The sequence below is a fragment of the Enterobacter cloacae complex sp. R_G8 genome (genome assembly GCF_024599795.1).
GTDB lineage: Bacteria > Pseudomonadota > Gammaproteobacteria > Enterobacterales > Enterobacteriaceae > Enterobacter > Enterobacter dissolvens.
The window spans coordinates 1,665,054-1,690,868 of record NZ_CP102246.1 but is presented as its reverse complement, the minus strand read 5'-3'; the positions used below and the strand labels follow the sequence as shown (position 1 = coordinate 1,690,868).

Below are 25,815 nucleotides of genomic sequence, written 5' to 3'. Positions count from 1 at the left end.
TATGAGCGATCGCATTTTTGCCGGGATCTGGTTGTTGCTCTGCATTGGCGGGATGTTCGTCGCCTGGCAGATCCACAGCGAATACAGCTATGAACCGGTGGGGCCACGCCCCTTTCCCATGGGCATTGTCGGCCTGATGCTGCTCTGTTCGGTGGCCTTGCTGTTACGCCATCCGGATACCGTAGAGTGGCCGCCTAAGCGCATTCTGCAGCGGCTGCTGGTGATGGTCATTGTCCTGCTGATGTACGCCTGGGGCTTTGAGTGGCTCGGCTTCCCGGTAGCGACCGCCATCCTGACGATGGTGATCGGCATACTGTTTAACGCCAGCCTCCCGGCGGCGGGGATCTCGGGCGTGGTGATGGGCATTTTCCTCTGGTACGCCTTTGACCGCCTGCTGGATGTGACGCTGCCGCCTGGCGCCTGGCTTAATTAACGGAGCACGCTATGGATACCTGGATTTACCTCTCACAGGGGTTCGCTGTGGCGATGACCCCGGAAAACCTGGTGATCGCCCTGATCGGCTGCTTCGTCGGGACGATCGTCGGTCTGCTGCCCGGCCTTGGGCCCATCAACGGGGTCGCTATTTTGCTCCCGCTGGCGTTTGCCCTGCATCTGCCTGCGGAATCGGCCCTGATCCTGCTGGCGACGGTCTACATCGGCTGTGAATATGGCGGCCGTATCTCGTCAATACTGCTCAACGTACCCGGGGATGCGGCGGCCATTATGACCGCGCTGGATGGCTACCCGATGGCGCGGCAGGGGCGCGGCGGCGTGGCACTGTCCATCTCCGCCGTGAGTTCGTTCTTTGGCTCGCTGATTGCCATTGGCGGCATCATTCTGTTTGCCCCTGCGCTGGCCCAGTGGTCGCTGGCGTTTGGTCCGGCAGAATATTTTGCCCTGATGGTCTTCGCCATCGCCTGTCTCGGCAGCATGATGGCGCAAAACCCACTGAAATCGTTTTTGTCTGCGCTGATTGGCTTAGGGTTAGCCACCGTCGGCGTGGATGCCAACACCGGGGTCTATCGCTTTACCTTCGACAGCGTTCACCTGTCCGACGGCGTGCAGTTTATCGTGGTCGTGATTGGTCTGTTCTCTGTCTCTGAGATCTTACTGATGCTGGAACATACCAGCAGCGGGCAGACGCTGGTGCGTAAAACCGGCCGGATGCTCTTTAGTGCCAAAGAGGGCGCGCAGTGTATTGGCACCACGCTGCGCTCTTCAGTGATTGGCTTCTTTGTTGGTATTTTGCCGGGTGCCGGCGCGACAATCGCCAGCGCCATTACCTACATGACCGAGAAAAAGCTCAGCGGTAACAGCGACAGCTTTGGTAAAGGGGATATTCGCGGGGTTGCCGCACCTGAGGCGGCCAATAATGCCTCGGCCTGCGGCTCGTTTATACCGATGCTCACCCTGGGCGTGCCCGGCTCCGGCACCACGGCGGTGATGATGGGCGCGCTGACGCTTTATAACATCACGCCGGGACCGGCAATGTTTACCGAGCAGCCGGACATCGTCTGGGGGCTGATTGCGGCGCTGCTGATCGCCAACGTGATGCTGCTGGTGATGAACATCCCGCTGATTGGTCTGTTCACCCGCATGCTGACCATTCCACTGTGGTTCCTGGTACCCGCAATCGCAGCCGTCTCGGCGGTGGGGGTGTATGCGGTACACAGCACCACCTTCGACCTGATCCTGATGGTGGCGCTTGGGGTGTTCGGCTACATCTTGCGTAAAATGCACTTCCCGATGTCGCCACTGATTCTGGGCTTTGTGCTGGGTGAGATGCTGGAGCAGAACCTGCGCCGCGCCCTGTCCATCAGCAATGGCAATGTCTCCATTCTGTGGGACAGCAATGTGGCGAAAGTTCTGCTGGCGATGGCAATCGTGGTGGTGGTCGTGCCGCCGGTGCTGCGCCTGCTACGCCGCCGTCAGCGTAAACCGCAGCCCGATATCGGCTGATTACCCTGACAGTTGGGCATTCACCCACTGTGTTAACGCCTGGCGGGAGATCTTAATCCCGCCATTTTTCAGCTCTGCTGGCAGCACCAGCCAGTGCACGGGCTGCTCAAATCGCGCCAGTTTGCCCTGAATCCATTCCGGGAATTGGGCGATATCCATTCCCGGCTCACACTCCACTACCGCCACCGGACGCTGACCAAATTCGGCGTCATTCAGCGGGACAATGAAGACCTGGCTGATGTGCGGATGGGTCGCGATAACCCGCTCCAGGCTCTCCGGCTGGATCCCTTCGCCTCCGCTGAAAAAGAGGTTATCCATCCGACCGAAGATCGTCAGGCGGCCATCATGCAGCTCGCCGCGATCGCGGGTGGCGAACCAGCCCTCTGAATTCGTGAGCGGTAACAACGCACCGTCGCGCCAGTAGCCTGAGGCCATGCTTTGCGCCCTGATCCACACTTCACCGTTAACGACCTGCACCTCTCTGCCCGGCAGCGCACTGCCCACGTCCGGTTCACCGTCAGCCTCTTTCGCACAGACGGTAGAGGCAAACTCCGTCAGGCCGTAGCCGCAGAATGTGCAGATCCCCTGCTCACGCGCCTGTTGCGTCAGTTCAACGGGGATAGCGGCCCCGCCCAGCAGTACCGCTTTCAGCGCGATCCGCTGGTGGGTATTAAGCAGACGCCAGAGCTGGGTTGGCACCAGCGAGGCATGCGTACACCCCTGTAAAGCCTGCTCCAGCGGCTGCTTCTCGCGTACGGTTAAGCGCGCGCCAGCCTGCAGCCAGCGCCATAAGATCCCCTGCCCGGAGACATGAAACAGCGGCAGCGACAGCAGCCAGTCGTCATCGTCACCGTAGGGCATCAGCGCGAGGACGCCCTCAGCGCTGGCAAGATGCGCCCCGCAGGTATGAACGGCCGCTTTCGGCAGCCCGGTAGAGCCGGAGGTGAGCGTCATTGAGGCCAGTCGCTCAGGTTGCCACGCCGCATGGTATTCACCAGACAGCGCATGCAGGCTCAGGGCAGCAAGCCCATCGTAGTGACCATCCAGCACCAGCGCAAAACGCAACGTCATCTGCGGAAGTAATACCTCCAGCAGCGGACGCGGCAGTTGCGGGTTAACGGGAAGGATACGCGCGCCGCACTGGAGCAGCGCCAGCCATGCCAGCAGGGTCTGCGGGTGATTATGGGCGAGCAGCAGCACGCCGTCACCCGCCTCCACGCCCTGCTGATGAAACCCTGCAGCCAGATTGTCGATGCGGGTGCAGAGCTGTTGCCAGCTGAGCACCTCGTCATTCAGGCGCAGAGCCGGTTTATCAGCACGCTGCACGCGCCAGTGCCGCCACGGCCAGTCGCTAAAACTCATTACAACGGCTCCAGCGCCTCAACGCCCGCGCACGGCAGCGCGCTCCCCGGCCACGGGCGAATGAGCTGGGTTTGCATCAGGTTTAGCGTGTCCAGCCCGGGGATGGTGTCGGGCGTTAACCAGGCGGCAATGCGTGCCAGCTGCGTCAGCCCAAGGCTGGATTCGATGGAGGAGCTGATCACCGCCGTCAGCCCTGCGGCATGCGCTGCCGCCACCTGTTCACGCACCTTTGCCAGACAGCCCGTCAGGGTCGGCTTTATGACCACGGCGCTGACGCCCGGCTCGGCGCTAAAGACAAAATCCGCCTCGCGCAGACTTTCATCCCAGGCGATGGCAATGCCGGTTTCACGGGCAAAGGCGCGTGAATCCTCACGGGTTTTGCATGGCTCTTCCAGAAAGGCAATGCGGCTGCGGTACGCCGGGTTGACGTACTTTGCAAACTGCTGCGCCTTAAGCGGCGTCCAGGCGCGGTTGGCATCCAGACGCAGGCGCAGATCGGGGATCGCTTCCAGCAACAGGTTAGCGACCATCCCGTCGCGTACCGCTTCGTAAAGACCGACTTTGATTTTCGCCACTTTCTCGCCGGGCATTGCGCTGAGCAGTGCAAACAGCTCGTCCGGATCGCCCGTGCAGAGCGGCGCGGCACGGTAATCGGCCTCATCAGGCAGGCTACCGTCGAGCTCCGCAAGCGCGCAGCTGATGCCAAACGCAACGGAAGGCACATCCGGCAGCGGCGGATTCACGCCTGAACGCCATTCCTCTACCCATGCCACCAGCGCAGCCTGCGCCACCTCCAGCGACTCCAGGCTAAAGCCCGGCAGAGGCGAAATCTCGCCCCAGCCCTGCCCTTCGCCCTGCTGCAGTTGCACGAAAAAGCCATCACGGGTTTTTAACCGCCGTTCACGCAGCACCACGCCCGCGTCCATCGGTATCTGCCAGCGGTAAACCTGCGCGCGACGCATTACGGGTTCCGTTTGTATTTGCTGAAGTCTGGCTGGCGTTTTTCGTTAAACGCGTTGCGTCCTTCCTGGCCCTCTTCGGTCATGTAGAACAGCATGGTGGCGTTACCTGCCAGCTCCTGCAGACCCGCCTGACCGTCACAGTCGGCGTTCAGGGCCGCTTTCAGGCAACGCAGCGCCATTGGGCTATTCTGCAGCATTTCGCGACACCAGCGAACGGTCTCTTTTTCGAGATCGGCAATTGGCACCACGGTGTTAACCAGTCCCATGTCCAGCGCTTCCTGGGCATTGTACTGGCGGCACAGGAACCAGATTTCACGGGCTTTTTTCTGACCAACAATGCGCGCCATGTAGGAAGCCCCCCATCCGCCGTCGAAGGAGCCGACTTTCGGGCCGGTCTGGCCGAAGATGGCGTTCTCTGCGGCAATCGTCAGATCGCACATCATGTGCAGCACGTGACCGCCGCCGATAGAGTAGCCCGCCACCATGGCCACCACCGGTTTTGGACAGGTGCGGATCTGACGCTGGAAATCGAGGACGTTCAGGTGATGGGTACCCGCATCGTCCTGATATCCGCCGTAGTCACCGCGCACTTTCTGATCGCCACCGGAGCAGAACGCTTTTTCGCCTTCCCCGGTCAGGACGATGACGCCGATGTTGTCGTCATAGCGCGCATCCGCCAGGGCCTGAATCATCTCTTTTACGGTCAGCGGACGGAACGCGTTGCGCACCTGCGGACGGTTAATGGTGATTTTGGCGATGCCGTCAGTCGATTTGTGATAGCGAATGTCGGTGTAGCCTTCGGAGCAGTCTTGCCATTCAACCGGTGCATAGAGCATGTTTTCATCAGGATAGATCATAGTGTGTCCTTTATTCGACGACGCAGTATCTTAGCCAGACTCGCGCTAACCGCCCCGGGATTTTCCCGGTGGGCGTTGTGTCCGGCGTTTGGAATGACATGGCGAACCGCGTTCAGCTCAGCGGCCAGGGCCGCGAACTTCTCGTCACGTTCGCCATAGAGATAATCAAAAGGGAAATTTCGCGCGCTGAGTGCGGCACGCAGGTCTGGTTGCACGGCAAGCGAGGTTGCCTCGAGCATCATCGCCAGGTTTGTGCCCGCGTTGCGACAGCGCAGGGCGATGAGCGCCCTGCGCTGGCTGTCCGTCAGGGAGGCAAAGACAGGCTGTTGATACCAGTCGGCAAAGACGTTTGAGAGGGGCTGCGTGCGAAAACGCTGCGCCCACAGATGGTCGGACGCAGACCTTGCCTCTCGCGCTGCGACCGCCTGCAGACCCGGATGCCCGCCCTCCACGATGATGCCGCGAAGCCCCGCAGGATCCTGGCAGGCATGGAACATCGCAATGCGGCCACCGAGGGAGTACCCCACCAGCCAGTAGTTAAGTATGTTGTAACTAACAAGGGTTCGGGTAAGCACGTCACTCATCTCTTCGAACCCCGTGACGGCCATACTGGCGGACCGGCCGTGACCCGGCAGGTCGAGATAAAGCCGGGGGTAATCGCCGAGCGCCTCCCCGATCGTCTGCCACTCGTGGCAATCCCCGGAAAATCCATGCAAAAAGACCATCCAGGGGTAGCCTGGTTTACCGGCTTGTTGCACGCCTGCGAGGATCACAGGTGGCTCACCTGCGCCAGCAGGCTTTGCAGCTTCTGCGCACCGTCAGCCTCGTTGACGACCAGTTCAATCAGCGTTGCACCGGGCTGTCGCCAGGCACTGCTCAGGGCGGCATCCAGCGCTTCCCAGTTTTCCGGGCGATGGTATTTCAGATTAAACATCGCTGCGGCATGTTCAAACTGCACGTTCTGCGGCATCAGATAGAAGCGCTCGCGTTCACTCTGCGGTGTCGGCAGCAGGGAGAAAATCTGTCCGCCGTTATTGTTGACCACAATCAGCACAAACGGCGCCGACACCTGACGCAGCAGCGCCAGCGCATTGAGATCGTACAGCGCCGAAAGATCGCCCACGATCGCCAGCGTGGATTTTGCGCTGGCTCGCTGCACACCCGCCGCCGTGGAGATCAACCCGTCAATGCCGCTGGCGCCACGGTTACTGTAGACCGGATAGCCCGCAGGCAGTTTTGAGAACGCATCAATCAGACGCACCACCAGGCTGTTACCGACAAACAGCTGCCCCTGCTCCGGCAGATACCGGTGAATACGGTGCGCCAGCTCTGCTTCACCAAAACGTTCGCATTGTGCGCGGGTCAACTCCCACGCCTGACGCGACAGCGCCGGGATCGCAACGGCCCACGGGGTGCGCTTTTCCGCCGGGTGCAGCGCCAGCCAGGCATCGATCTCGCTTACCAGACGACGACCGCGATGGTGCGCCGGATCGAGCCGCCCTTCCAGCGGATCCACCAGCCAGTACTCTTCCGGAGTGCAGGTTGCCTGCCACTGCAGTAACCGTTTGCCAGTCAGGCTTGAACCCAGCTGAACCACAATCTGCGCCTGCGCCAGCTCAGTGACCGCTTTCGCATTCCCGAGCCAGAGATCGGCACACGGCAGCGGCTGTCCGGTCTGGGACAGCACGTCGCCAATTAGCGGCCAGCCAAGGGTGTGTGCCCATTCGGCCACCTGCCTGCCTTCGGCGGCGCTCATGCGCCCGGCAATAACCACGCCACGTTTTTGCCGCCAGAAGAACCAGTCACGTTGCTTTGCGCTCTCAAGGTGTGTCTGCTCACGCAGCCACGGCTTTTCGCTCTCCCACCAGTCGCCAAGCTGCTGCTGCCAGGCAAGACCGGTGTCGTCCATTTCGCCGTACAGCGGCTCGGCAAACGGACAGTTAATATGTAACGCCCCGCTGCGCAACGTCTCCATGGCGTGATCGACGGTCGAGACCAGCCAGCTTGCGGGAATGTCCTGCGTGGGTCGGGGTAACGAAACCGTCTGCGAAGGATGCGAGGCAAAGAGGCCCGGCTGACGAATAGCCTGGTTCGCCCCGCAGTCAATAAGCTCCGGCGGGCGATCGGCCGTCAGCAGAACCAGTTTCTCACCGGTCAGCCCGGCTTCAATAAGGGCCGGATAGAGGTTTGCCACGGCAGTACCAGAGGTGACGATCACCGCCACCGGTTCCTTGCTGACCTTTGCCAGCCCCAGCGCCAGGTGGCCCAGGCCGCGCTCGTCAAAATGGGTGTGGTGAATAAATGCCCGGTTCTCTGCTGCCGCCAGCGTCAGCGGTGTGGAGCGTGAGCCCGGCGCAATACACACATGCCTGACGCCATGGCGAGTCAGGGCTTCAAGGATCACCGTCGCCCAGCGTCGGTTAAAAGAACTTACTGACATGAGATTGTCCGGTATCAAGAATGCGACACAGTATAAATAATAGAAAAAAATAGAATTTTGATATGAATCGGGATTGCGCGAATCAGTACTAATCCTTCAGGAGCAGAGAGCGCAAGCCTGCGGCTTTATTTTCGATCTCCTGCCACTCCTGTTCCGGATCGGAACCGCTGACGATCCCCGCCCCGGCGTAAAGACGGACGGTGGCGTCATGGACGCGCGCCGAGCGCAGGGCCACGCAGAACTCGCTTTGTTCTGGCGATAGATATCCGGCGGATCCGGCATACCATTCCCGGTCGAAAGGTTCAACGCGGTGTATGAATTCGCGTGCTGGCTGGCGCGGTAACCCGGCAACCGCAGCCGTCGGCTGCAGCACATGCAGACATTGCTCATCATCCGCATGCTTGAGCTCGGTCCAGATGCAGCGACGAAGATGCTGCACTTTACGCAACCGTACGACCTGCGCAGGCAGGACCTCCAGCGTCCGGGTGTGGTGCTGGAGCCGCTGGCAGATATCCTCCACCACCAGCATGTTTTCGCGCTGGTTTTTGTCGTCACTCATCAGCCAGTCGCCGAGAAGGCGGGCCTGCTTGTCGTCAGGATGGCTGGCGACGGTACCGGCCAGCGCTTCGGTACGTAGCAGGTTACCGCGCCGCCGCCACAGGCGTTCAGGCGTGGAGCCAAGAAACGCGTTGCGGGCATCGAAAACCATGCAGAAATGATAGCAGTTCAGATTCAGGGCACGGCTGGCCGCCATCAGCGCCACGGCATTCACAGGCTGACTGAACTGCAGATCGGTTGCCCGGGCGAGCACCACCTTTTCAACATCACCGCGCGCGATGGTCTCTGTCGCCTGGCGGATAAGGCGGAGCCATTCTGGTTTTTGCGGCTGATGGGTCTCCTGCACCACCTGGGCTGATAGCGGGCGTATCGGCCGGGCATCGTGAAGCTGCTGTAAGAAATCCAGCGCCGCGCCCGCATCTTCCTGAAGGGAGCGGTCACTCCACAGCTGCAGACGCAACGTGGCGGTCCCGGCAGAACGTCGCCACAGCAGACGGGGTAAAAAGAGACTGCCCTGCTCCGGGGTAAAGGCATTCAGGCCGCAGATCCGCGTGTCGTTCTCTACGGGGTTATTCTGTAAAAACTGCGAAGCCTGTGCCAGAGAGGAAAAATGGATAACGGCGCCCAGCGCGGCCAGCTCTTCATCACCGTTACGCTGCTGCCAGTAGAACTGAGGAAAACAGCGTTGAGCGCCAAGCCAGGCGAGAGGATCGAAAGCGTCGTTTAACGGGAAAGAGACGTCGAAATGATGTAAACCGGGTGTAGCGGGTAACGCTTGCGCAAGCTGAGTACGCAGACGTTCCAGCGCGGTAGAAATCGAATGCACGCGAACCTCTCCCTGTGAAAACACTTAGTATACGGGGTACCATCAGAAAGATCAGTACCCACGTATAGGGAGGGGTTAAGCGTCCGATTCAGGGGTTAACGACGGGCCAGAAGCAGCCCCAGCACCAGACCAACCGCCGCACCGACACCAATGCCTTGCCACGGTTTTTCGTGGACGTAATCATCGGCGCGATACACCGCTTTTTTCGCGCGGTAGTAGTAATTGTCGGACGCATGGCTGACGCGGGTTTTGACGTCATGTAGCGCCTGTTCGGCACGTGCTTTCAGTTCGATATATTTCTGATCGGCAGGGTCGCCCGACGAACGTAACACCTCTTCCAGCGTTTCGCTCAGCAAAGCCAGGTCGTCATCGATACGGGTATCCCAGGATTGAAATGACATATTTTTCTCCATGTTAGTACACCAGTCCGCTAACTATAGCCAACGACCTGCCATTACGCCTGTTTCACTTCCCGCGCCATACCGATATGAGGAATGCCGTCTTCGTCGTACACGTCCGTAACCGGCATAAAGCCAAAGTGGCCGTAGAAGGACTGAAGGTGCGCCTGTGCCCCCAGGTATAACGCCTTGTCTGGCCACTGTTTTTGGCATGCCTCCAGCGTTTTTTCCATCAACTGATAGCCCAGTTTTTCACCGCGCGCCTTGCCGCTGATAATGACGCGACCAATAACGACGGGCTCAAAATCGTCCTCGCTTTTCAGAATCCTCGCATACGCCACCAGCTCGTTATCCCTCCAGCCGAGAATATGACGGTTCTCGCCCACCAGATCATCGCCATCGATGTCCTGATACGGGCAGGTTTGTTCTACAACAAACACTTCGCAGCGCAGTTTGAGCAGGGCGTACAGTGTCTGAACGGTGAGTTCACTATGGTGTAAATCTTGCCACTGGATCATGTCAGTCTCCTTCCTGGGTTCATCACGTTATACTAAACCCTTCCCCATTCGGCAAAGGGCTGATTGTGTTATGGAACTGATTTTTCTGGGTACGTCCGCTGGCGTGCCAACACGCACACGAAACGTGACCGCGATCCTGCTGGATCTGCAGCACCCAACCCGTGGCGGACTGTGGCTGTTTGACTGTGGTGAAGGGACGCAGCATCAGCTGTTACACACCACTTATCATCCCGGTAAGCTGGATAAGATCTTTATTACTCATCTGCATGGCGATCATCTGTTTGGCCTGCCGGGCCTGCTGTGCAGCCGGTCGATGGCGGGTAATGCCAACCCGCTGACGATTTACGGGCCTGCGGGTATTAGTGAGTTTGTTGACACCACGCTGCGCCTGAGCGGGTCGTGGACGGATTATCCGCTGGAGGTGGTGGAGATAACCGAGGGGCTGGTCTTTGATGACGGTGACTATACCGTCACCGCCCGGCCGCTGAATCATCCGGTTGAGTGCTATGGCTACCGCATTGAAGCGCATGATAAGCCCGGCGCGCTCGACGCCGCCGCGCTGATTGCCGACGGTGTGAAGCCCGGACCGCTGTTCCAGCGACTGAAACAGGGCGAAACCGTCACCCTGGAAGACGGTCGGGTTATCAACGGAGAGGAGTATCTCGCCCCACCACAGCCAGGCAAAAAACTGGCGATTTTCGGTGATACCGCTCCCTGTCCGGCGGCTCTGCATCTGGCGCGTGGCGTGGACGTAATGGTACACGAAGCCACGCTCGAAACGGCGATGGAAGAGAAAGCCAACAGCCGTGGCCACAGTTCCACACGTCAGGCGGCGGCGCTTGCCCGTGAAGCGAACGTCGGAAGATTGATTGTCACCCATGTCAGCTCGCGCTATGACGCCCGCGGCTGTGAAAAACTGCTGGCAGAGTGCCGTGACGTGTTCCCGGCATGTGAGCTGGCCAACGATTTCACTCAGGTCAGCGTTTAGTCCTTCATTTTTCTCTCAGGATGCCGATAACGATTAAAAGGGCAGCATTTCACTTGAGGGTAGAATGGATAATTTCCAGAAAGATATTGATGACAGGGCAAATCTCACCCTGTCGAATCGTTTTGAGCTGTTGCTGTTCCGTCTGGGCACGTCTCTGAATGAAAATAAATCCGAGCTGTTTGGCATTAACGTTTTTAAGCTGCGTGAAATTGTGCCGATGCCGGAGTTCACCAAACCCGCAGGGATGAAGTCCCCGCTGATGGGGATGGTGAATATTCGCGATCAGGTGATCCCGGTGATCGACCTGGCCGCCGTGGCGGGCTGTAAGCCAACGACGGGGCTCAACATCCTGCTGATCACCGAATATGCCCGCAGCGTGCAGGCGTTTGCGGTGGAATCGGTTGAGAACATCATGCGCCTTGACTGGAAGCAGGTCCACGCGGCGGAAACCGCCGTCAGCGGACGTTACATCACCAGTATCGCCTGTCTGGACGAAAAGACCGATACCAACGAGCTGGCGATGGTGCTGGACGTTGAGCAGATCCTGTATGACATCACGCCGGCCAACCACGATCTGCACGCCACGAATCTGCAGACCACTAAGTTCCATATCAAGCCTGGCGCTGTGGCGATTGTGGCGGAAGATTCCAAAGTCGCACGCTCCATGCTGGAGAAGGGATTACAGGCTATGGAGATCCCGGCGCAGCTGCATATCACCGGTAAAGACGCATGGGAGAAAATTGGCGTGCTGGCCGCGCAGGCGCAGGCTGAAGGCGTGCCGATCACCGATAAAATTGCCCTGGTGCTGACCGACCTCGAAATGCCAGAGATGGACGGTTTCACGCTGACGCGCAAAATCAAAACCGACCCGCTACTGAAAGATATTCCGGTGGTGATCCACTCTTCGCTTTCCGGCAACGCCAACGAAGATCATATTCGTAAAGTGAAGGCCGACGGCTACGTGGCGAAGTTTGAGCTGAACGAGTTGTCGTCGGTGATTGAAGAGGTGCTGGACCGTTCAATGAAGAAGATTGACGGACCGTTGATTAGCAGGAAGCAGCTGGCTTAAGCCTGGTGCGGGCTGGTGCCCTCACCCCGTCCCTCTCCCACAGGGAGAGGGCGAAAACCATAAAAAAACCCGCCGAGGCGGGTTTTTTGCTTTTACATCAGCGGCATCGCTCGCTGCACGATATCAATCAGCGGCTGCGGATAGATACCGAAGATCAGCACCAGCAGCGCGGAGATCAGCACCACAATCCCCCCGGCGCTGTACTGCCAGTTGCCTGGTGCGTCGCGGTTGAGCTGCTGAGGCGCGCTCAGGTACAGGCTCACGGCCACACGCAGATAGTAGTACAGACCGATTGCCGAGCCGATAACTACGCCTGCGGTCAGCCACCACAGGTGCGCCTGCACACCGACAGCCAGCACGTAGAACTTACCGATGAAGCCCAGCGTCATTGGGATACCCGCCAGAGAGAGCATCATCACGGTCATCACGGCAGACAGGATCGGACGGTGCCAGAACAGACCACGGTAGGAGAACAATGAATCTGCATCCGGGCCACGGTACGGGCTGGACATCAGGCTCACCACACCGAACGCGCCGAGGCTGCTGAACAGGTAACCGGCCAAGTAAACGCCTACGGTTTCCATCGACATCTCACCGCTCTGCAGCGCAATCAGTGCCACCAGCAGGTAACCCAGATGAGAGATAGAAGAGTAACCCAGCAGACGTTTGATGTTGGTCTGGCTCAGCGCCATCAGGTTACCGAAGATGATGGAGACGAACGCGATAATCCCCAACACCGTGCGAACTGCTTCGCTGTCACCTACCGGTGCGTACAGGAACAGACGCATCACCACGCCGAAGATAGCGATTTTGCTCGCCGTCGCCAGGAAGGTAGACACCGGAGCCGGTGCACCCTGGTAGACGTCTGGTGTCCACAGGTGGAACGGAACCAGTGAGAGCTTAAAGCCGAGGCCAACAATCATCATGCCCAGACCCGCCAGCAGCAGCGGCTCGTGCAGCATGCCGTCGCCGAGGCTCTTGCCCAGCGCCATGAACGAGAGGTTACCGGTCTGTGCGTACAGCAACGCAATACCAAACAGCAGGAAGGACGAGGCAGCAGCAGACAGGATCGTATACTTGATGCTCGCTTCCAGGGAGCGCTTCTGACGGAAGGCATAACCAATCAGACCGAACAGCGGCAGAGAGATAAGCTCAATGCCGAGGAACAGCGCAGCCAGATGGTTCGCATTCGCCAGCAGAATGCCGCCCAGCGCGGCAATCAGAACCAGCAGGTAAAACTCTTCTTTGTTGTCGTTGTAGCCTTCGAGCCACGGATAGGCAAAGGTACAGGTCGCCAGGCTCGCCAGCAGAACCAGCCCTGTGTACAGCATGGCATAGCCGTCAACGCGCATCAGCGGGGTGACGTCCATCGCCCCGCCCTGGCCAACAAACCAGAGAGAGACTAACGCAGCGTTCAGTCCGATGACCGACAGCGTGGCATTCAGGAAGTGATTGCGTCGCCACGCAATGGAGAGCATCACAACCACCACCGTCAATCCGACGATCAGCAGCGGTAGCAGCGCGATCAGTTGTTGTGGAGTTATTGTCATGGCGAATTACGGCCTTGTAGTAGAAGCAGAATTAACAAACCACTGCTGGATATTACCCATCGCGGAGTGCGAGGTATCCAGAATCGGCTGCGGGAAGAAGCCCAGCAGCACCAGCAGTACGACCAGCAGCAGGATGATGAACAGCTCACGCAGCGACATCCCCGGCAGTTCTTGTGCAGCAATTTCGCTCTTCGCTTTACCGAAGTAAGCACGGTGCAGCATCGCCAGCGAGTAGACGGACGCGAACACCAGACCAAAGGTGGAGATGACAGTAATCATCGGTACCACTTTGAAGCTGCCGAACAGAATCATAAATTCGCCGACGAAGTTACCGGTACCTGGCATACCCAGGGTCGCCACCGCGAAGAACATAGACAGCGCCGGCAGCCACTTAATTTTGCTCCACAGACCGCCCATCATACGCATGTCACGGGTGTGCAGACGTTCGTACAGCTGACCACAGAGGATGAAGAGACCGGCTGCGGACAGACCGTGCGCAATCATCTGGATCACCGCACCCTGGTACGCCAGCTGGCTGCCGGTGTAGATAGCAATCAGCACGAAGCCCATGTGGGAGACGGAGGTGTACGCAATCAGACGTTTGATGTCGTACTGCGTGAACGCCATCCAGGCACCGTAGAAGATACCGATCACACCCAGCCACATGGCAATCGGTGCGAACTCAGCGGACGCGTTCGGGAACAGCGGCAGCGCGAAACGCAGCAGACCGTAGGCTGCCGTTTTCAGCAAGATGCCCGCCAGGTCCACAGAACCTGCCGTTGGCGCCTGAGAGTGTGCGTCTGGCAGCCAGCCGTGCAGCGGTACTACCGGCATTTTCACCGCAAAGGCGATGAAGAAGCCGAGCATCAGCAGGTATTCCACACCGTGAGACATCGGGGTCTTCAGCAGGTCTTCGTAGTTGAAGGTCCAGACACCGGTCGCATTGTGGTGCACAAACACCAGCGCCAGAATGGCAATCAGCATCACCAGACCACTCGCCTGGGTATAGATGAAGAATTTGGTGGCCGCCGTGATACGCGTTTTACCGTCGGACGCCTTATGGCCCCACAGCGCGATCAGGAAGTACATCGGCACCAGCATCATCTCCCAGAAGAAGAAGAACAGGAACATGTCGATGGCAAGGAACACGCCGATTACGCCGCCCAGGATCCACATCAGGTTCAGGTGGAAGAAGCCCTGGTATTTTTCGATTTCTCGCCAGGAGCAAAGTACCGCCAGAACGCCGAGCAGACCGGTCAGCACTACCATCAGCAGCGACAGACCGTCAATCGCCAGGTGGATCGTAATGCCGAAACGTGGGATCCACGGCAGGATAAACTCAGACTGCCACTGCGGAATGCCCGCAGACTGGGTCAGGGAGTAGCCACCCTGCAACCAGAGTTGCAGACCAAGCGCGAGCGTCAATCCCATGGTGATCAGCGCGATCCAGCGCGGCATCTTCACGCCAAAGCGTTCAGTCTGCCAGCACAGGAAGCCGCCGATGAAGGGAATTAATATTAGCCAGGGTAGTAACATGGCGATTTACATTCCTTTTTAAGGCCCCCAGCAGGGGCCTGATTTTCAACGAATTCGAATAAAATTCACGTTACGATCAACGCAACACCATCAGCAGCGCCAGCACGACAACCGCACCGATGCTCATGGACGCCACATACCAGCGCAGGTAACCGTTCTCGCTGTACAGCAGGCCTTTGCCTGCAAAGCGGGAAAGGATCGCCGGGATATTCATCAGGCTGTTCAGTGGGTCGCGCTTCAGCAGCCACGCAATGCCCAGGAACGGCTTAACGAAGATCATGTCGTACAGCCAGTCGAAGCCCCACGCGTTGTACCACCAGGTGCCCAGCAGACGGCCTGGCGCACTGTTGGCAACAGCAGTCACCAGCGTGCGTTTGCCCAGCCACAGCCATGCAGCAATCAGAATGCCTGCGATAGCAACCACACCAGAGGTGATTTCAAGCGTCAGAACGCGACCGTGCTCAAGCTCGGTGGTGTCTGGCAGTACGCCCTGCAGCGGTGGCACAATCATCGCGCCAACGAAGGTGGAGAGTACCAGCAGCACAATCAGCGGCAGGTGGTGAGTAATCCCCTTCCCTGCGTGAGCGTGAATTTGTTCTTTACCGTGGAATACGATGAAAATCATACGGAAGGTATACAGGGAGGTCATGAACGCACCGACCAGACCCGCAACCATCAGATTGATATGACCATTCGCCATGGCACCGGCAAGGATTTCGTCCTTACTGAAGAAGCCCGCGGTAATCAGCGGCAGTGCCGCCAGCGCCGCGCCGCCCACCAGGAAGCAGACATACACCAGCGGGATGGACTTACGCAGTCCGCCCATCTTGAAGATGTTCTGCTCGTGATGGCAGGCCAGGATCACGGAACCGGATGAGAGGAACAGCAGCGCTTTAAAGAACGCGTGCGTCATCAGGTGGAAAATCGCCGCGTCCCACGCCTGAACGCCAAGCGCCAGGAACATGTAGCCAATCTGGCTCATGGTGGAATAAGCAAGAACGCGTTTGATGTCGGTCTGCACCAGCGCGGCAAAGCCTGCCAGTACCAGTGTGACCGCACCGACGATACCCACCAGATGCAGAATTTCCGGGGTCATCAGGAACAGGCCATGGGTACGCGCAATCAGGTACACACCGGCAGTGACCATGGTCGCGGCGTGGATCAGCGCGGAGACAGGAGTTGGACCCGCCATCGCGTCGGCCAGCCATGTCTGCAACGGCAGCTGTGCAGATTTACCCACAGCACCACCCAGCAGCATCAGCGTTGCCCACCACAGCATGTTGTTGCCTGCGGCGAAGTGTGCTGGCGCCAGTTCCACCATTTCGCGGAAGTTCAGTGTGCCCAGTTCGTTGTAGAGAATGAACAGCGCGAACGCGAGGAAGACGTCACCCACACGGGTCACGACGAACGCTTTCATGGCCGCTGCGCCATTCTTCGGATCGGTGTAGTAGAACCCGATCAGCAGGTACGAACAGAGACCCACGCCTTCCCAGCCCAGATACATCAGCAGCAGGTTATCGGCCAGCACCAGAACCACCATGCTGGCGATAAACAGGTTGGTGTAAGCAAAGAAGCGGGAGTAACCCTCTTCACCGCGCATGTACCAGGAGGCGAACATGTGGATCAGGAAGCCCACGCCGGTGACCACGGAGAGCATGGTCAGCGAGAGACCATCCAGCACCAGGTTAAAACCGATGTTGAAATCACCGACCGACATCCAGGTCCACAGCGGCACGCTGAAGGCCTGACGTCCGTTGTTGAAGAAATCGATACCCGCATACGCTGTTACCAGCGCAGCCAGACCGACAGAGCCCATGCCGACGGTCGCAGACAGATTCTCAGACCAGCGGCCGCGAGAAAACGCCAGCAGCACGAAGCCAATCAGCGGAAAAATAATGGTTAAGGCAAGCATGTTCATCCACGCAACTCACTTACTGAATCGATGTTCAGGTTCTGGCGGCGACGATGGAGCTGCAGTAACAGCGCCAGGCCAATACTCGCTTCGGCAGCCGCGAGGCTGATGGCGAGAATGTACATCACCTGACCATCGGTCTGGCCCCAGTAGCTTCCGGCGACCACGAAGGCCAGCGCGGAGGCGTTAATCATGATTTCCAGACCGATCAGCATAAACAGCAGATTGCGGCGGATAACCAGACCGGTTAAGCCCAGAACGAATAAAATCGCAGCGAGGATCAGTCCATGTGTTAAGGGGATCATGCGCGTTCCTCCGTTTTTCTTTTCGCGCGGTCGTCAGTGCGGTTGCTCAGCACCTCACCAGCACGCTCTTCGCGGCCAACGTGGAAGGCAACAACCAGACCCGCCAGCAGCAGCATAGAGGCCAGTTCTACCGCCAGAACGTACGGTCCAAACAGCGTGATACCCACTTCTTTCGCGCCGATTGGCGTACCGTCGATGCCCTGGTCGTTCACACCGAGAATGGCATAAACAATCACCACCAGCATGATGGCCGACAAAATTGCCGGGCCAATCCACACCTGCGGTTTTAACCACTGACGTTCCTGCTCAATTTCAGAGCCGCCCAGATTCAGCATCATCACAACGAAGACGAACAGCACCATGATGGCCCCGGCGTAGACGATGATTTCCAGCGCACCGGCAAAGTGCGCGCCGAGCGCAAAGAACACCCCGGAAATAGCCAGCAGCGAAATGATTAAGTACAGCAGCGCATGCACCGGATTGGTGTGCGTAATCACTCGCAGCGTAGCCAGGATGGCGATAAGGCCACAGATATAAAAAGCGAATTCCATTGCCCTCTCCTTACGGTAACAGGCTCTTGACGTCGATAGGCTTGGCTTCGTTCTCCGCTTCGCCCTTATCTTTGCCGTCGATTGCCATACCCGCCATCCGGTAGAAGTTATATTCCGGGTATTTGCCCGGACCGGAAATCAGCAGATCCTCTTTCTCGTACACCAGATCCTGACGCTTGTACTCACCCAGTTCGAAGTCCGGGGTGAGCTGAATCGCCGTGGTTGGGCACGCTTCTTCACACAGACCACAGAAGATGCAGCGTGAGAAGTTGATGCGGAAGAACTCAGGGTACCAGCGGCCGTCTACCGTCTCTGCTTTCTGCAGAGAGATACAGCCTACCGGACACGCTACCGCACACAGGTTACAGGCAACGCAGCGCTCGGAACCGTCCGGGTCGCGCGTCAGCACGATACGGCCACGGTAGCGCGGCGGCAGATATACCGGCTCTTCCGGGTACATCCGGGTTTCGCGTTTGGCAAACGCGTGCAGGCCGATCATCCAGATACTGCGTACCTGGGTACCGAAGCCTACCAGTAATTCTTTTAAGGTCATGGTCTATAGCCCCTTATGGCTGCTGCCAGAGAATGACAGCCGCCGTTACCAACAAGTTGACGAGCGTCAGCGGCAGGCACACTTTCCAGCCGAAGGACATTACCTGGTCATAACGCGGACGCGGTAACGCTGCGCGAATCAAAATGAACATCATCATGAAGAACGCGGTTTTCAGCGCGAACCAGATGAACGGCGGTAAGAACGGGCCATGCCAGCCACCAAAGAACAGCGTTACCATCAACGCGGAAATGGTGACGATACCGATGTACTCGCCCACGAAGAACAGACCGAATTTCATACCGGAATATTCAATGTGGTAACCGTCGGCCAGTTCCTGTTCGGCTTCTGGCTGGTCAAACGGGTGACGGTGACACACCGCCACGCCCGCGATAGCAAAGGTAATAAACCCAAAGAACTGCGGGATAACGTTCCAGATGTCGGCCTGGTTGTTGACGATGTCGGTCATGTTGAATGAACCGGCCTGCGCCACGACGCCCATCAGGGAGAGACCCAGGAACACTTCGTAGCTCAGCGTCTGCGCAGACGCACGCATCGCACCCAGCAGCGAGTATTTGTTGTTACTGGACCAGCCTGCGAACAGCACCGCGTACACCGCGAGGCCTGCCATCATCAGGAAGAACAGAATGCCGATGTTCAGGTCAGCGACCACCCAGGTCGGGCTGACAGGAACGATAGCAAACGCCAGCAGCAGCGAGGTGAAGGCGATCATCGGAGCCAGAGTAAAGATCACGCGATCCGAGAAGCGCGGGATCCAGTCCTCTTTAAAGAACATCTTGATCATGTCCGCAACCAGCTGGAGTGAACCACCCCAGCCCACGCGGTTTGGTCCATAACGGTTCTGGAACAGACCAAGCAGACGACGTTCACCAAAGCTCATGAACGCACCACAGGTGACCACCACCAGCAGAATGACAATCGCTTTCAGAATGCTCAGCAGGATGTCGATAAGATCCGGCGTTAACCAACTCATGCTTTTGCCTCCTGCAGGTTATCAAGACGCGCACCCGCCAGTACCGGCGCGATGCCAGGCATACCCATCGGCAGACCAACCTGCCCTGCTGTCAGACCTTCAGAGATAATCAGCGGCAGGCTGATGGTCTGGCCGTCATAGCTAAAGGCGATGTTCGCACCCGCGTTGACGCCAAGCTTCGCGGCGTCTGCCGGGTTAAGCTTGATGTACGGCTGCGGCATACGCTGCTGGAATACCGGTGAACGCTGGGACAGCTCGTCGCTACCAAACAGATGGTAGTACGGCGCAATACGCCAGCTACCGTCCTGCGCCTGGAAGCTCGTCGGAACGGTCGTGAAGAAGTCCAGACCGGTTTCGGAGGCTTCAATCAGACGCACGCCCGGATCGCCGTGACGCAATGAACCGCCCACTTCCGCCTGGAACTTGTTCCACGCCTGCGGGGAGTTCCAGCCCGGCGCCCATGCGAATGGGATCTGTGAACGTGGCGCAGACGGCTGGTTGTTCCCTTCCATAGAGAAGGCGAACATGGTGTCTTTATCCTGCGGCTGACGCGGTTCGTGCACGCTGATATTGGCACGCATCGCGGTACGGCCACTGTAACGGTGCGGTTCACGCGCCAGTTTCTGGCCGCGAATACGGAAGCTCGCTTCAGGCGCGGCATCTTTAATGCCTGCCAGTTGAGGCAGTTTTTCGACTACCGCATCGATAACGTGGTCGAGCTGAGTCCAGTCCACTTCACGGCTCTGCACGGTGCTGTGCAGGGAGTGCAGCCAGCGCCAGCTTTCCAGCATCACGGTGTTGCTGTCGTAGTACGCCGGGTCATAAACCTGGAAGAAACGCTGTGCGCGGCCTTCGTTGTTGATAACCGTACCGTCGCTTTCTGCGAAGCTTGCCGCAGAGAGCACCAGGTGCGCTTTATCCATAATCGCGGTGCGCTGATGGTCGATTACCATCACCAGCGGCGCTTTAGAGAGTGCAGCGTCGACACGCGCGGCTGATGCATGGCGATGCAGGTCATTTTCCAGCACCACAACGGCGTCAGCGGCACCGGATTCCAGTTCGCTTAACGCTGCTTCCAGCGAGCCGCCGCCAATCATACCCAGACCGATGCTGTTCACCGCACGGGCAATCATGGTGACGCCAACGTCCGCACCACGGCCTTTCAGGGCTTTGGCAACGTTCGCGGCAGCCTGAATAATCTCGGCGCTACCGGCATTAGTCCCGGAGATAATGAGTGGTTTCTTCGCCCCCGCCAGCGCCTGAACAATCACGTCGACCTTGCTCTGCAGGTCACGATCCAGTTCAACGGCCGGAGAGTTGCTGTCCAGCGCATGGGCAATGGCAAATCCAAGACGCGCCTGATCTTCAACCGGCGCACAGTAGGTCCACGCGGCGATATCGTCCAGACGGGTGTTGTCGACGTTCGTCACAAACAGAGGATGCTTCGCGCGCTGGCCGATGTTGAGGATTGCCGCAATCTGCCAGTCAGCCACTTTCTGTGCCGCTGCCATTTCACGTGCTTTACCCTTCACCGCCTGGCGAACCGCCAGAGCCGCGCGAGCGCCGGTCTGCGTCAGATCTTCGCCCAGCACCAGAACCGCATCATACGATTCGATTTCGCGCAGCGCAGGGGTATGAATACCGCCTTCGCGCAGCACTTTCAGTACCAGCTGCAGACGTTCCTGCTCGCCCTGAGCGATACCGGTGTAGAAGTTTTCCGCCCCCACCAGCTCACGCAGCGCGAAGTTGCTTTCGATGCTGGCACGTGGGGAACCGATACCGATCACTTTCTTCGACTGACGCAGAATATCTGCCGCACCCTGCATCGCCTGTTCAGCGTTCAGGGTGATGAAGTCGTCGCCACGGCGCTGAACCGGCTGACGCGGACGGTCTTTCAGGTTCACATAGCCATAGCCGAAACGACCGCGGTCGCACAGGAAGTAATGGTTTACGGTACCGTTGTAACGGTTTTCGATACGACGCAGTTCGCCGTAGCGCTCACCCGGGCTGGTGTTACAGCCCAGCGAACACTGCTGGCAGATGCTTGGTGCAAACTGCATGTCCCACTTACGGTTGTAACGCTCGGAGTGGGTTTTATCGGTGAATACACCGGTCGGACAGATTTCCACCAGGTTACCGGAGAATTCGCTCTCAAGCGTACCGTCTTCCGGACGACCGAAGTAGACGTTGTCATGTGCGCCATACACGCCCAGATCCTGACCGTCTGCGTAATCTTTGTAGTAACGCACGCAGCGGTAGCAGGCGATGCAGCGGTTCATTTCGTGAGAGATGAACGGCCCCAGGTCCTGGTTACGGTGAGTACGCTTGGTAAAGCGATAGCGACGGAAGCTGTGACCGGTCATTACGGTCATATCCTGAAGGTGGCAGTTACCGCCCTCTTCACAGACCGGGCAGTCGTGCGGGTGGTTGGTCATCAACCATTCCACAACGCTTTCACGGAACTGTTTGGCTTCTTCGTCATCAATCGAAATAAAGGTGCCTTCAGTGGCTGGCGTCATACAGGACATCACCAGGCGACCACGCGTGTCTTCCGCGTTTTGATATTGCTTCACCGCACACTGGCGGCAAGCACCGACGCTGCCCAGCGCCGGATGCCAGCAAAAGTACGGAATATCGAGGCCAAGAGACAGACAAGCTTCCAGCAGGTTGTCCGCCCCGTTGACTTCGTATTCTTTGCCGTCTACATGAATCGTAGCCATTAGCATGCTTCCAGTTGGCTCGGCCGAAACCGAGCGTTAATCAAAATTCTGTTTTTACCAGCGTGCTTTCAGCAGGTTCGGCTGAATACCATTGATGGAATGGGTATTGCTGAACGGCTGCTTGATGCCTGCTTCGAATTCGTCGCGGAAATATTTAATCGCGCTCTGCAGCGGCTCGACGGCACCCGGTGCGTGGGCACAGAAGGTTTTACCCGGCCCTAAGAATCGACACAGTTGCTCAAGTGTCTCGATATCACCAGGCTGGCCTTCGCCGCGTTCGATAGCACGCAGGATCTTCACGCTCCACGGCAGACCGTCACGGCACGGTGTACACCAGCCGCAGGACTCACGGGCGAAGAACTCTTCCAGGTTACGCACCAGCGATACCATGCCGATCTCATGGTCGACGGCCATCGCCAGCGCCGTACCCAGACGACTGCCTGCTTTACCAATGCTTTCGAACTCCATCGGCAGGTCAAGGTGCGCTTCGGTCAGGAAGTCTGTCCCTGCCCCACCCGGCTGCCAGGCTTTGAATTTCAGGCCATCGCGCATGCCACCGGCGTAGTCTTCAAGAATTTCGCGGGCGGTAGTACCGAACGGCAGTTCCCAGACGCCTGGGTTTTTCACACGGCCGGAGAAGCCCATCAGCTTGGTACCGGCATCTTTACTTGAGGAGATGCCCTGATACCACTCCACGCCGTTGGCGAGGATCGCCGGAACGTTACACAGGGTTTCGACGTTGTTAACACAAGTCGGTTTACCCCACACGCCGGAGCTTGCCGGGAACGGTGGCTTGGAACGCGGGTTCGCACGGCGGCCTTCCAGGGAGTTAATCAGCGCAGTCTCTTCACCGCAGATATAACGCCCTGCACCGGTGTGCACGAACAGCTCGAAGTCGAAGCCGGTACCGAGAATGTTTTTACCCAGCAGGCCCGCTTCGGTCGCTTCGGCAATCGCGCGACGCAGGTTTTCAGCTGCTTCGATGTACTCACCGCGCAGGAAGATGTAACCACGGTACGCTTTCAGCGCGAATGCGGAGATCAGCATGCCTTCTACCAGTAGGTGCGGTAGCTGTTCCATCAGCAGACGGTCTTTATAGGTACCCGGCTCCATTTCATCCGCGTTACACAGCAGGTAACGGATGTTCATGGATTCATCTTTTGGCATCAGGCTCCACTTCAGACCGGTGGAGAAGCCCGCGCCGCCGCGGCCTTTCAGACCCGACTCTTTCACCGCGTTAACGATGTCGTCCGGTGCCATGCCGCCCAGGGCCTTACGCGCCCCGGCATAGCCGTTTTTGCTCTGGTATTCGTCGAGCCATACCGGCTGTTTGTCATCGCGCAGACGCCAGGTCAACGGATGCGTCTCAGCAGTACGAATTACAGTTTTCATTTGTACTGCTCCAGCAGGTCAGGAATGGCTTCCGGCGTCAGATGGCTGTGAGTATCCTCATCAATCATCATGGTCGGCCCCTTGTCGCAGTTACCCAGGCAGCAGGTTGGCAGCAGAGTAAAGCGACCATCGAACGTGGTCTGGCCCGGCTTGATATTGAGTTTCTTCTCAATCGCAGCCTGAATGCCCTGATAACCGGTAATGTGGCAGACAACGCTGTCACAGTAGCGGATCACATGGCGGCCTACCGGCTGACGGAAGATCTGGCTGTAGAACGTGGCTACGCCTTCTACGTCACTGGCCGGGATACCCAGCACTTCTGCGATCGCATAGATCGCCCCATCCGGCACCCAACCACGCTGTTTCTGTACGATTTTCAGCGCTTCAATGGACGCCGCACGCGGGTCTTCGTAGTGGTGCATCTCGTGCTCAATGGCGGCACGCTCTGCTTCACTCAGCTCAAAAGCCTCGGTTTGTGGTTGTTGATTCTCGTGCATAATTAGCGGTCCACATCTGACATAACAAAATCGATACTACCCAGATACACAATCAGGTCGGAGACCAGACTGCCGCGGATGGCGGACGGGATCTGCTGCAGGTGCGCAAAGCTCGGCGTACGCACGCGGGTACGGTAGCTCATGGTGCTGCCGTCACTGGTCAGGTAGTAACTGTTAATACCCTTGGTCGCTTCGATCATCTGGAAGGATTCTTGTGCCGGCATGACCGGGCCCCAGGAAACCTGCAGGAAGTGGGTGATCAGGGTTTCGATATGTTGCAGCGTGCGCTCTTTCGGTGGCGGCGTCGTCAGCGGGTGATCCGCTTTGAACGGGCCTTCCGGCATGTTGTTGAGGCACTGCTCAAGGATGCGCAGACTCTGGCGCAGCTCTTCGACTTTCAGCATCACACGGGTATAGCAGTCGGAAACTCCGCCGCCAACCGGGACTTCAAAGTCGAAGTTCTCATAGCCAGAGTAAGGACGCGCTTTACGCACGTCGAAATCAATACCGGTCGCGCGCAGACCTGCACCTGTGGTCCCCCACTCCAGCGCTTCTTTCGCGCCGTAGGCGGCAACGCCCTGGGAACGGCCTTTCAGGATGGTGTTACGCAGCGCGGCTTTCTCGTAAGAGGCCAGACGTTTCGGCATCCAGTCGAGGAATTCACGCAGCAGGCGGTCCCAACCACGCGGCAGATCGTGTGCTACGCCGCCGATACGGAACCAGGCCGGGTGCATACGGAAACCGGTAATCGCTTCCACCAGATCGTAAATTTTCTGACGATCGGTAAAGGCGAAGAAGACCGGGGTCATCGCACCGACGTCCTGGATGAACGTGGAGATGTACAGCAGGTGGCTGTTAATACGGAACAGTTCTGACAGCATGACGCGAATCACGTTAACGCGATCCGGCACGGTGATGCCTGCCAGTTTCTCAACGGCCAGCACATAAGGCATTTCGTTTACGCAGCCGCCGAGATACTCGATACGGTCGGTATATGGAATGTAGCTGTGCCAGGACTGACGCTCGCCCATCTTCTCAGCACCACGGTGGTGGTAACCGATATCCGGAACACAGTCGACAATCTCTTCGCCATCAAGCTGAAGAATGATACGGAATGCACCGTGCGCAGACGGGTGGTTTGGACCGAGGTTGAGGAACATGAAATCCTCGTTTTCGGTCCCGCGCTTCATGCCCCAGTCTTCCGGCTTGAAGGTCAGCGCTTCCATCTCCAGATCCTGCTTGGCTTTGGTCAGCTCAAACGGATCGAATTCAGTCGCACGTGCCGGGTAGTCTTTACGCAGCGGGTGGCCGGTCCAGGTCTGCGGCATCATGATGCGCGTCAGATGCGGGTGGCCGTCGAAGGTCATGCCGAACATTTCCCAGGTTTCACGCTCATACCAGTTAGCGTTCGGGAAAAGTTTGGTGAGCGTCGGCAGATGCATGTCGTTTTCAGACAATGCCACCTTGAGCATGATATCCGTATTGCGGTCTATTGAGATCAGGTGGTAGAAAACGGAAAAATCCGCAGCAGGGAGACCCTGGCGGTGCGTACGCAGACGTTCATCCATGCCGTGTAAGTCAAACAGCATGACGTAAGGTTTTGGCAATTTCTTGAGGAAATCGACAACTTCCAGCAATTGTTCACGCTTCACCCAAACAACGGGTACCCCGGTGCGGGTCGCCTGAACAGTAAAGGCATCCGGCCCAAAACGGTTGCGCAGTTCGCCAATGACGGGGTCATCCAGATGATCCCGGGTCTGCCAGGCGGCTTCTTGCGCGGTTAAGTCGGTCATATTGTTCACCATTGCAAATGGTCCGTGGTGACTGTTAAGCCTGGCTTCGCGCTATTTGAGTAGTGATATGCGAAGGTG

Annotated in this window: 23 protein-coding genes; 4 read left to right on the top strand and 19 right to left on the bottom strand. The window is 58.1% G+C overall.

All coding sequences use genetic code 11. From position 1 onward, the window contains the following. The first annotated feature begins 1 nt into the window (after position 1). Together NQ842_RS08090 and NQ842_RS08085 are read left to right on the top strand one after the other, a co-directional pair. The gene (locus NQ842_RS08090; protein WP_014832745.1) at positions 2-433 is read left to right on the top strand and encodes a tripartite tricarboxylate transporter TctB family protein; all 432 of its coding nucleotides are present in this window, start codon (positions 2-4) and stop codon (positions 431-433) included. Between the two features lie 11 nt (positions 434-444). Continuing rightward, positions 445-1,959 (top strand): tripartite tricarboxylate transporter permease, encoded by a 1,515-nt coding sequence (locus tag NQ842_RS08085; RefSeq protein ID WP_014832746.1) that lies wholly within the window; start codon positions 445-447, stop codon positions 1,957-1,959. Here the strand turns inward: NQ842_RS08085 and menE are convergent, their stop codons facing one another. The 8 genes from menE to NQ842_RS08045 form a co-directional block, all read right to left on the bottom strand. Then, positions 1,960-3,321 carry an o-succinylbenzoate--CoA ligase gene (gene menE, locus NQ842_RS08080; protein ID WP_257256706.1) on the bottom strand — a complete coding sequence of 454 codons (1,362 nt, stop codon included), beginning with the start codon at positions 3,319-3,321 and terminating at the stop codon, positions 1,960-1,962. It abuts the gene before it with no gap. Then, complete coding sequence (gene menC / locus NQ842_RS08075; protein ID WP_257256705.1) at positions 3,321-4,283, bottom strand: o-succinylbenzoate synthase; 963 nt, start codon at positions 4,281-4,283, stop codon at positions 3,321-3,323. The genes menE and menC overlap by 1 nt, the downstream gene beginning before the upstream one ends. Further along, positions 4,283-5,140, bottom strand: a complete 858-nt coding sequence (menB, locus tag NQ842_RS08070; RefSeq protein ID WP_014832749.1) for a 1,4-dihydroxy-2-naphthoyl-CoA synthase — start codon at positions 5,138-5,140, stop codon at positions 4,283-4,285. The genes menC and menB overlap by 1 nt, the downstream gene beginning before the upstream one ends. Next, complete coding sequence (gene menH / locus NQ842_RS08065; protein WP_257256917.1) at positions 5,137-5,865, bottom strand: 2-succinyl-6-hydroxy-2,4-cyclohexadiene-1-carboxylate synthase; 729 nt, start codon at positions 5,863-5,865, stop codon at positions 5,137-5,139. The genes menB and menH overlap by 4 nt, the downstream gene beginning before the upstream one ends. A gap of 44 nt (positions 5,866-5,909) precedes the next feature. Continuing rightward, on the bottom strand, positions 5,910-7,580 hold the full coding sequence (menD, locus tag NQ842_RS08060) for a 2-succinyl-5-enolpyruvyl-6-hydroxy-3-cyclohexene-1-carboxylic-acid synthase (protein ID WP_050861258.1): 1,671 nt from the start codon (positions 7,578-7,580) through the stop codon (positions 5,910-5,912). Between the two features lie 88 nt (positions 7,581-7,668). Beyond that, the gene (gene menF / locus NQ842_RS08055; protein WP_014832752.1) at positions 7,669-8,964 is read right to left on the bottom strand and encodes an isochorismate synthase MenF; all 1,296 of its coding nucleotides are present in this window, start codon (positions 8,962-8,964) and stop codon (positions 7,669-7,671) included. Positions 8,965-9,059: 95 nt separating this feature from the next. Continuing rightward, positions 9,060-9,365 (bottom strand): stress response protein ElaB, encoded by a 306-nt coding sequence (gene elaB, locus NQ842_RS08050; RefSeq protein ID WP_014832753.1) that lies wholly within the window; start codon positions 9,363-9,365, stop codon positions 9,060-9,062. A 53-nt stretch (positions 9,366-9,418) separates the two neighbouring features. Next, positions 9,419-9,880, bottom strand: a complete 462-nt coding sequence (locus NQ842_RS08045; protein WP_038983959.1) for a GNAT family N-acetyltransferase — start codon at positions 9,878-9,880, stop codon at positions 9,419-9,421. Between the two features lie 70 nt (positions 9,881-9,950). Here NQ842_RS08045 and rbn point away from each other — a divergent pair, with 70 nt between their 5' ends. Together rbn and NQ842_RS08035 are read left to right on the top strand one after the other, a co-directional pair. Then, positions 9,951-10,868 carry a ribonuclease BN gene (gene rbn, locus NQ842_RS08040; RefSeq protein ID WP_163280675.1) on the top strand — a complete coding sequence of 306 codons (918 nt, stop codon included), beginning with the start codon at positions 9,951-9,953 and terminating at the stop codon, positions 10,866-10,868. A gap of 64 nt (positions 10,869-10,932) precedes the next feature. Beyond that, positions 10,933-11,937, top strand: a complete 1,005-nt coding sequence (locus tag NQ842_RS08035; RefSeq protein ID WP_013098100.1) for a chemotaxis protein — start codon at positions 10,933-10,935, stop codon at positions 11,935-11,937. Between the two features lie 92 nt (positions 11,938-12,029). On the opposite strand, the gene nuoN is transcribed toward NQ842_RS08035, so the two are convergent. The 11 genes from nuoN to nuoC form a co-directional block, all read right to left on the bottom strand. After that, complete coding sequence (gene nuoN, locus NQ842_RS08030; protein ID WP_014832756.1) at positions 12,030-13,487, bottom strand: NADH-quinone oxidoreductase subunit NuoN; 1,458 nt, start codon at positions 13,485-13,487, stop codon at positions 12,030-12,032. A 6-nt stretch (positions 13,488-13,493) separates the two neighbouring features. Beyond that, positions 13,494-15,023 carry an NADH-quinone oxidoreductase subunit M gene (nuoM, locus tag NQ842_RS08025; protein ID WP_013098102.1) on the bottom strand — a complete coding sequence of 510 codons (1,530 nt, stop codon included), beginning with the start codon at positions 15,021-15,023 and terminating at the stop codon, positions 13,494-13,496. A 76-nt stretch (positions 15,024-15,099) separates the two neighbouring features. After that, positions 15,100-16,941, bottom strand: coding sequence for an NADH-quinone oxidoreductase subunit L (gene nuoL / locus NQ842_RS08020; protein ID WP_014832758.1), 1,842 nt, complete (start codon positions 16,939-16,941; stop codon positions 15,100-15,102). Beyond that, on the bottom strand, positions 16,938-17,240 hold the full coding sequence (nuoK, locus tag NQ842_RS08015) for an NADH-quinone oxidoreductase subunit NuoK (protein WP_003861496.1): 303 nt from the start codon (positions 17,238-17,240) through the stop codon (positions 16,938-16,940). The genes nuoL and nuoK overlap by 4 nt, the downstream gene beginning before the upstream one ends. Continuing rightward, positions 17,237-17,791: an NADH-quinone oxidoreductase subunit J gene (nuoJ, locus tag NQ842_RS08010; protein WP_008500212.1), complete on the bottom strand. Its 555-nt coding sequence runs from the start codon at positions 17,789-17,791 to the stop codon at positions 17,237-17,239. Before nuoJ ends, nuoK begins: the two co-directional genes overlap by 4 nt. A gap of 10 nt (positions 17,792-17,801) precedes the next feature. Further along, on the bottom strand, positions 17,802-18,344 hold the full coding sequence (gene nuoI, locus NQ842_RS08005; RefSeq protein ID WP_003861491.1) for an NADH-quinone oxidoreductase subunit NuoI: 543 nt from the start codon (positions 18,342-18,344) through the stop codon (positions 17,802-17,804). A 13-nt stretch (positions 18,345-18,357) separates the two neighbouring features. Continuing rightward, the gene (gene nuoH / locus NQ842_RS08000) at positions 18,358-19,335 is read right to left on the bottom strand and encodes an NADH-quinone oxidoreductase subunit NuoH (RefSeq protein ID WP_008500211.1); all 978 of its coding nucleotides are present in this window, start codon (positions 19,333-19,335) and stop codon (positions 18,358-18,360) included. Beyond that, positions 19,332-22,055 (bottom strand): NADH-quinone oxidoreductase subunit NuoG, encoded by a 2,724-nt coding sequence (gene nuoG / locus NQ842_RS07995; protein WP_248059896.1) that lies wholly within the window; start codon positions 22,053-22,055, stop codon positions 19,332-19,334. Before nuoG ends, nuoH begins: the two co-directional genes overlap by 4 nt. A gap of 54 nt (positions 22,056-22,109) precedes the next feature. Further along, a complete protein-coding gene (gene nuoF / locus NQ842_RS07990) occupies positions 22,110-23,447 on the bottom strand; it encodes an NADH-quinone oxidoreductase subunit NuoF (RefSeq protein WP_003861487.1) in 1,338 nt (445 codons plus the stop codon). Next, positions 23,444-23,944 carry an NADH-quinone oxidoreductase subunit NuoE gene (gene nuoE, locus NQ842_RS07985; protein WP_003861486.1) on the bottom strand — a complete coding sequence of 167 codons (501 nt, stop codon included), beginning with the start codon at positions 23,942-23,944 and terminating at the stop codon, positions 23,444-23,446. Before nuoE ends, nuoF begins: the two co-directional genes overlap by 4 nt. 2 nt (positions 23,945-23,946) lie before the next feature. After that, positions 23,947-25,749, bottom strand: coding sequence for an NADH-quinone oxidoreductase subunit C/D (gene nuoC / locus NQ842_RS07980; protein ID WP_072095117.1), 1,803 nt, complete (start codon positions 25,747-25,749; stop codon positions 23,947-23,949). Positions 25,750-25,815: the final 66 nt, after the last annotated feature.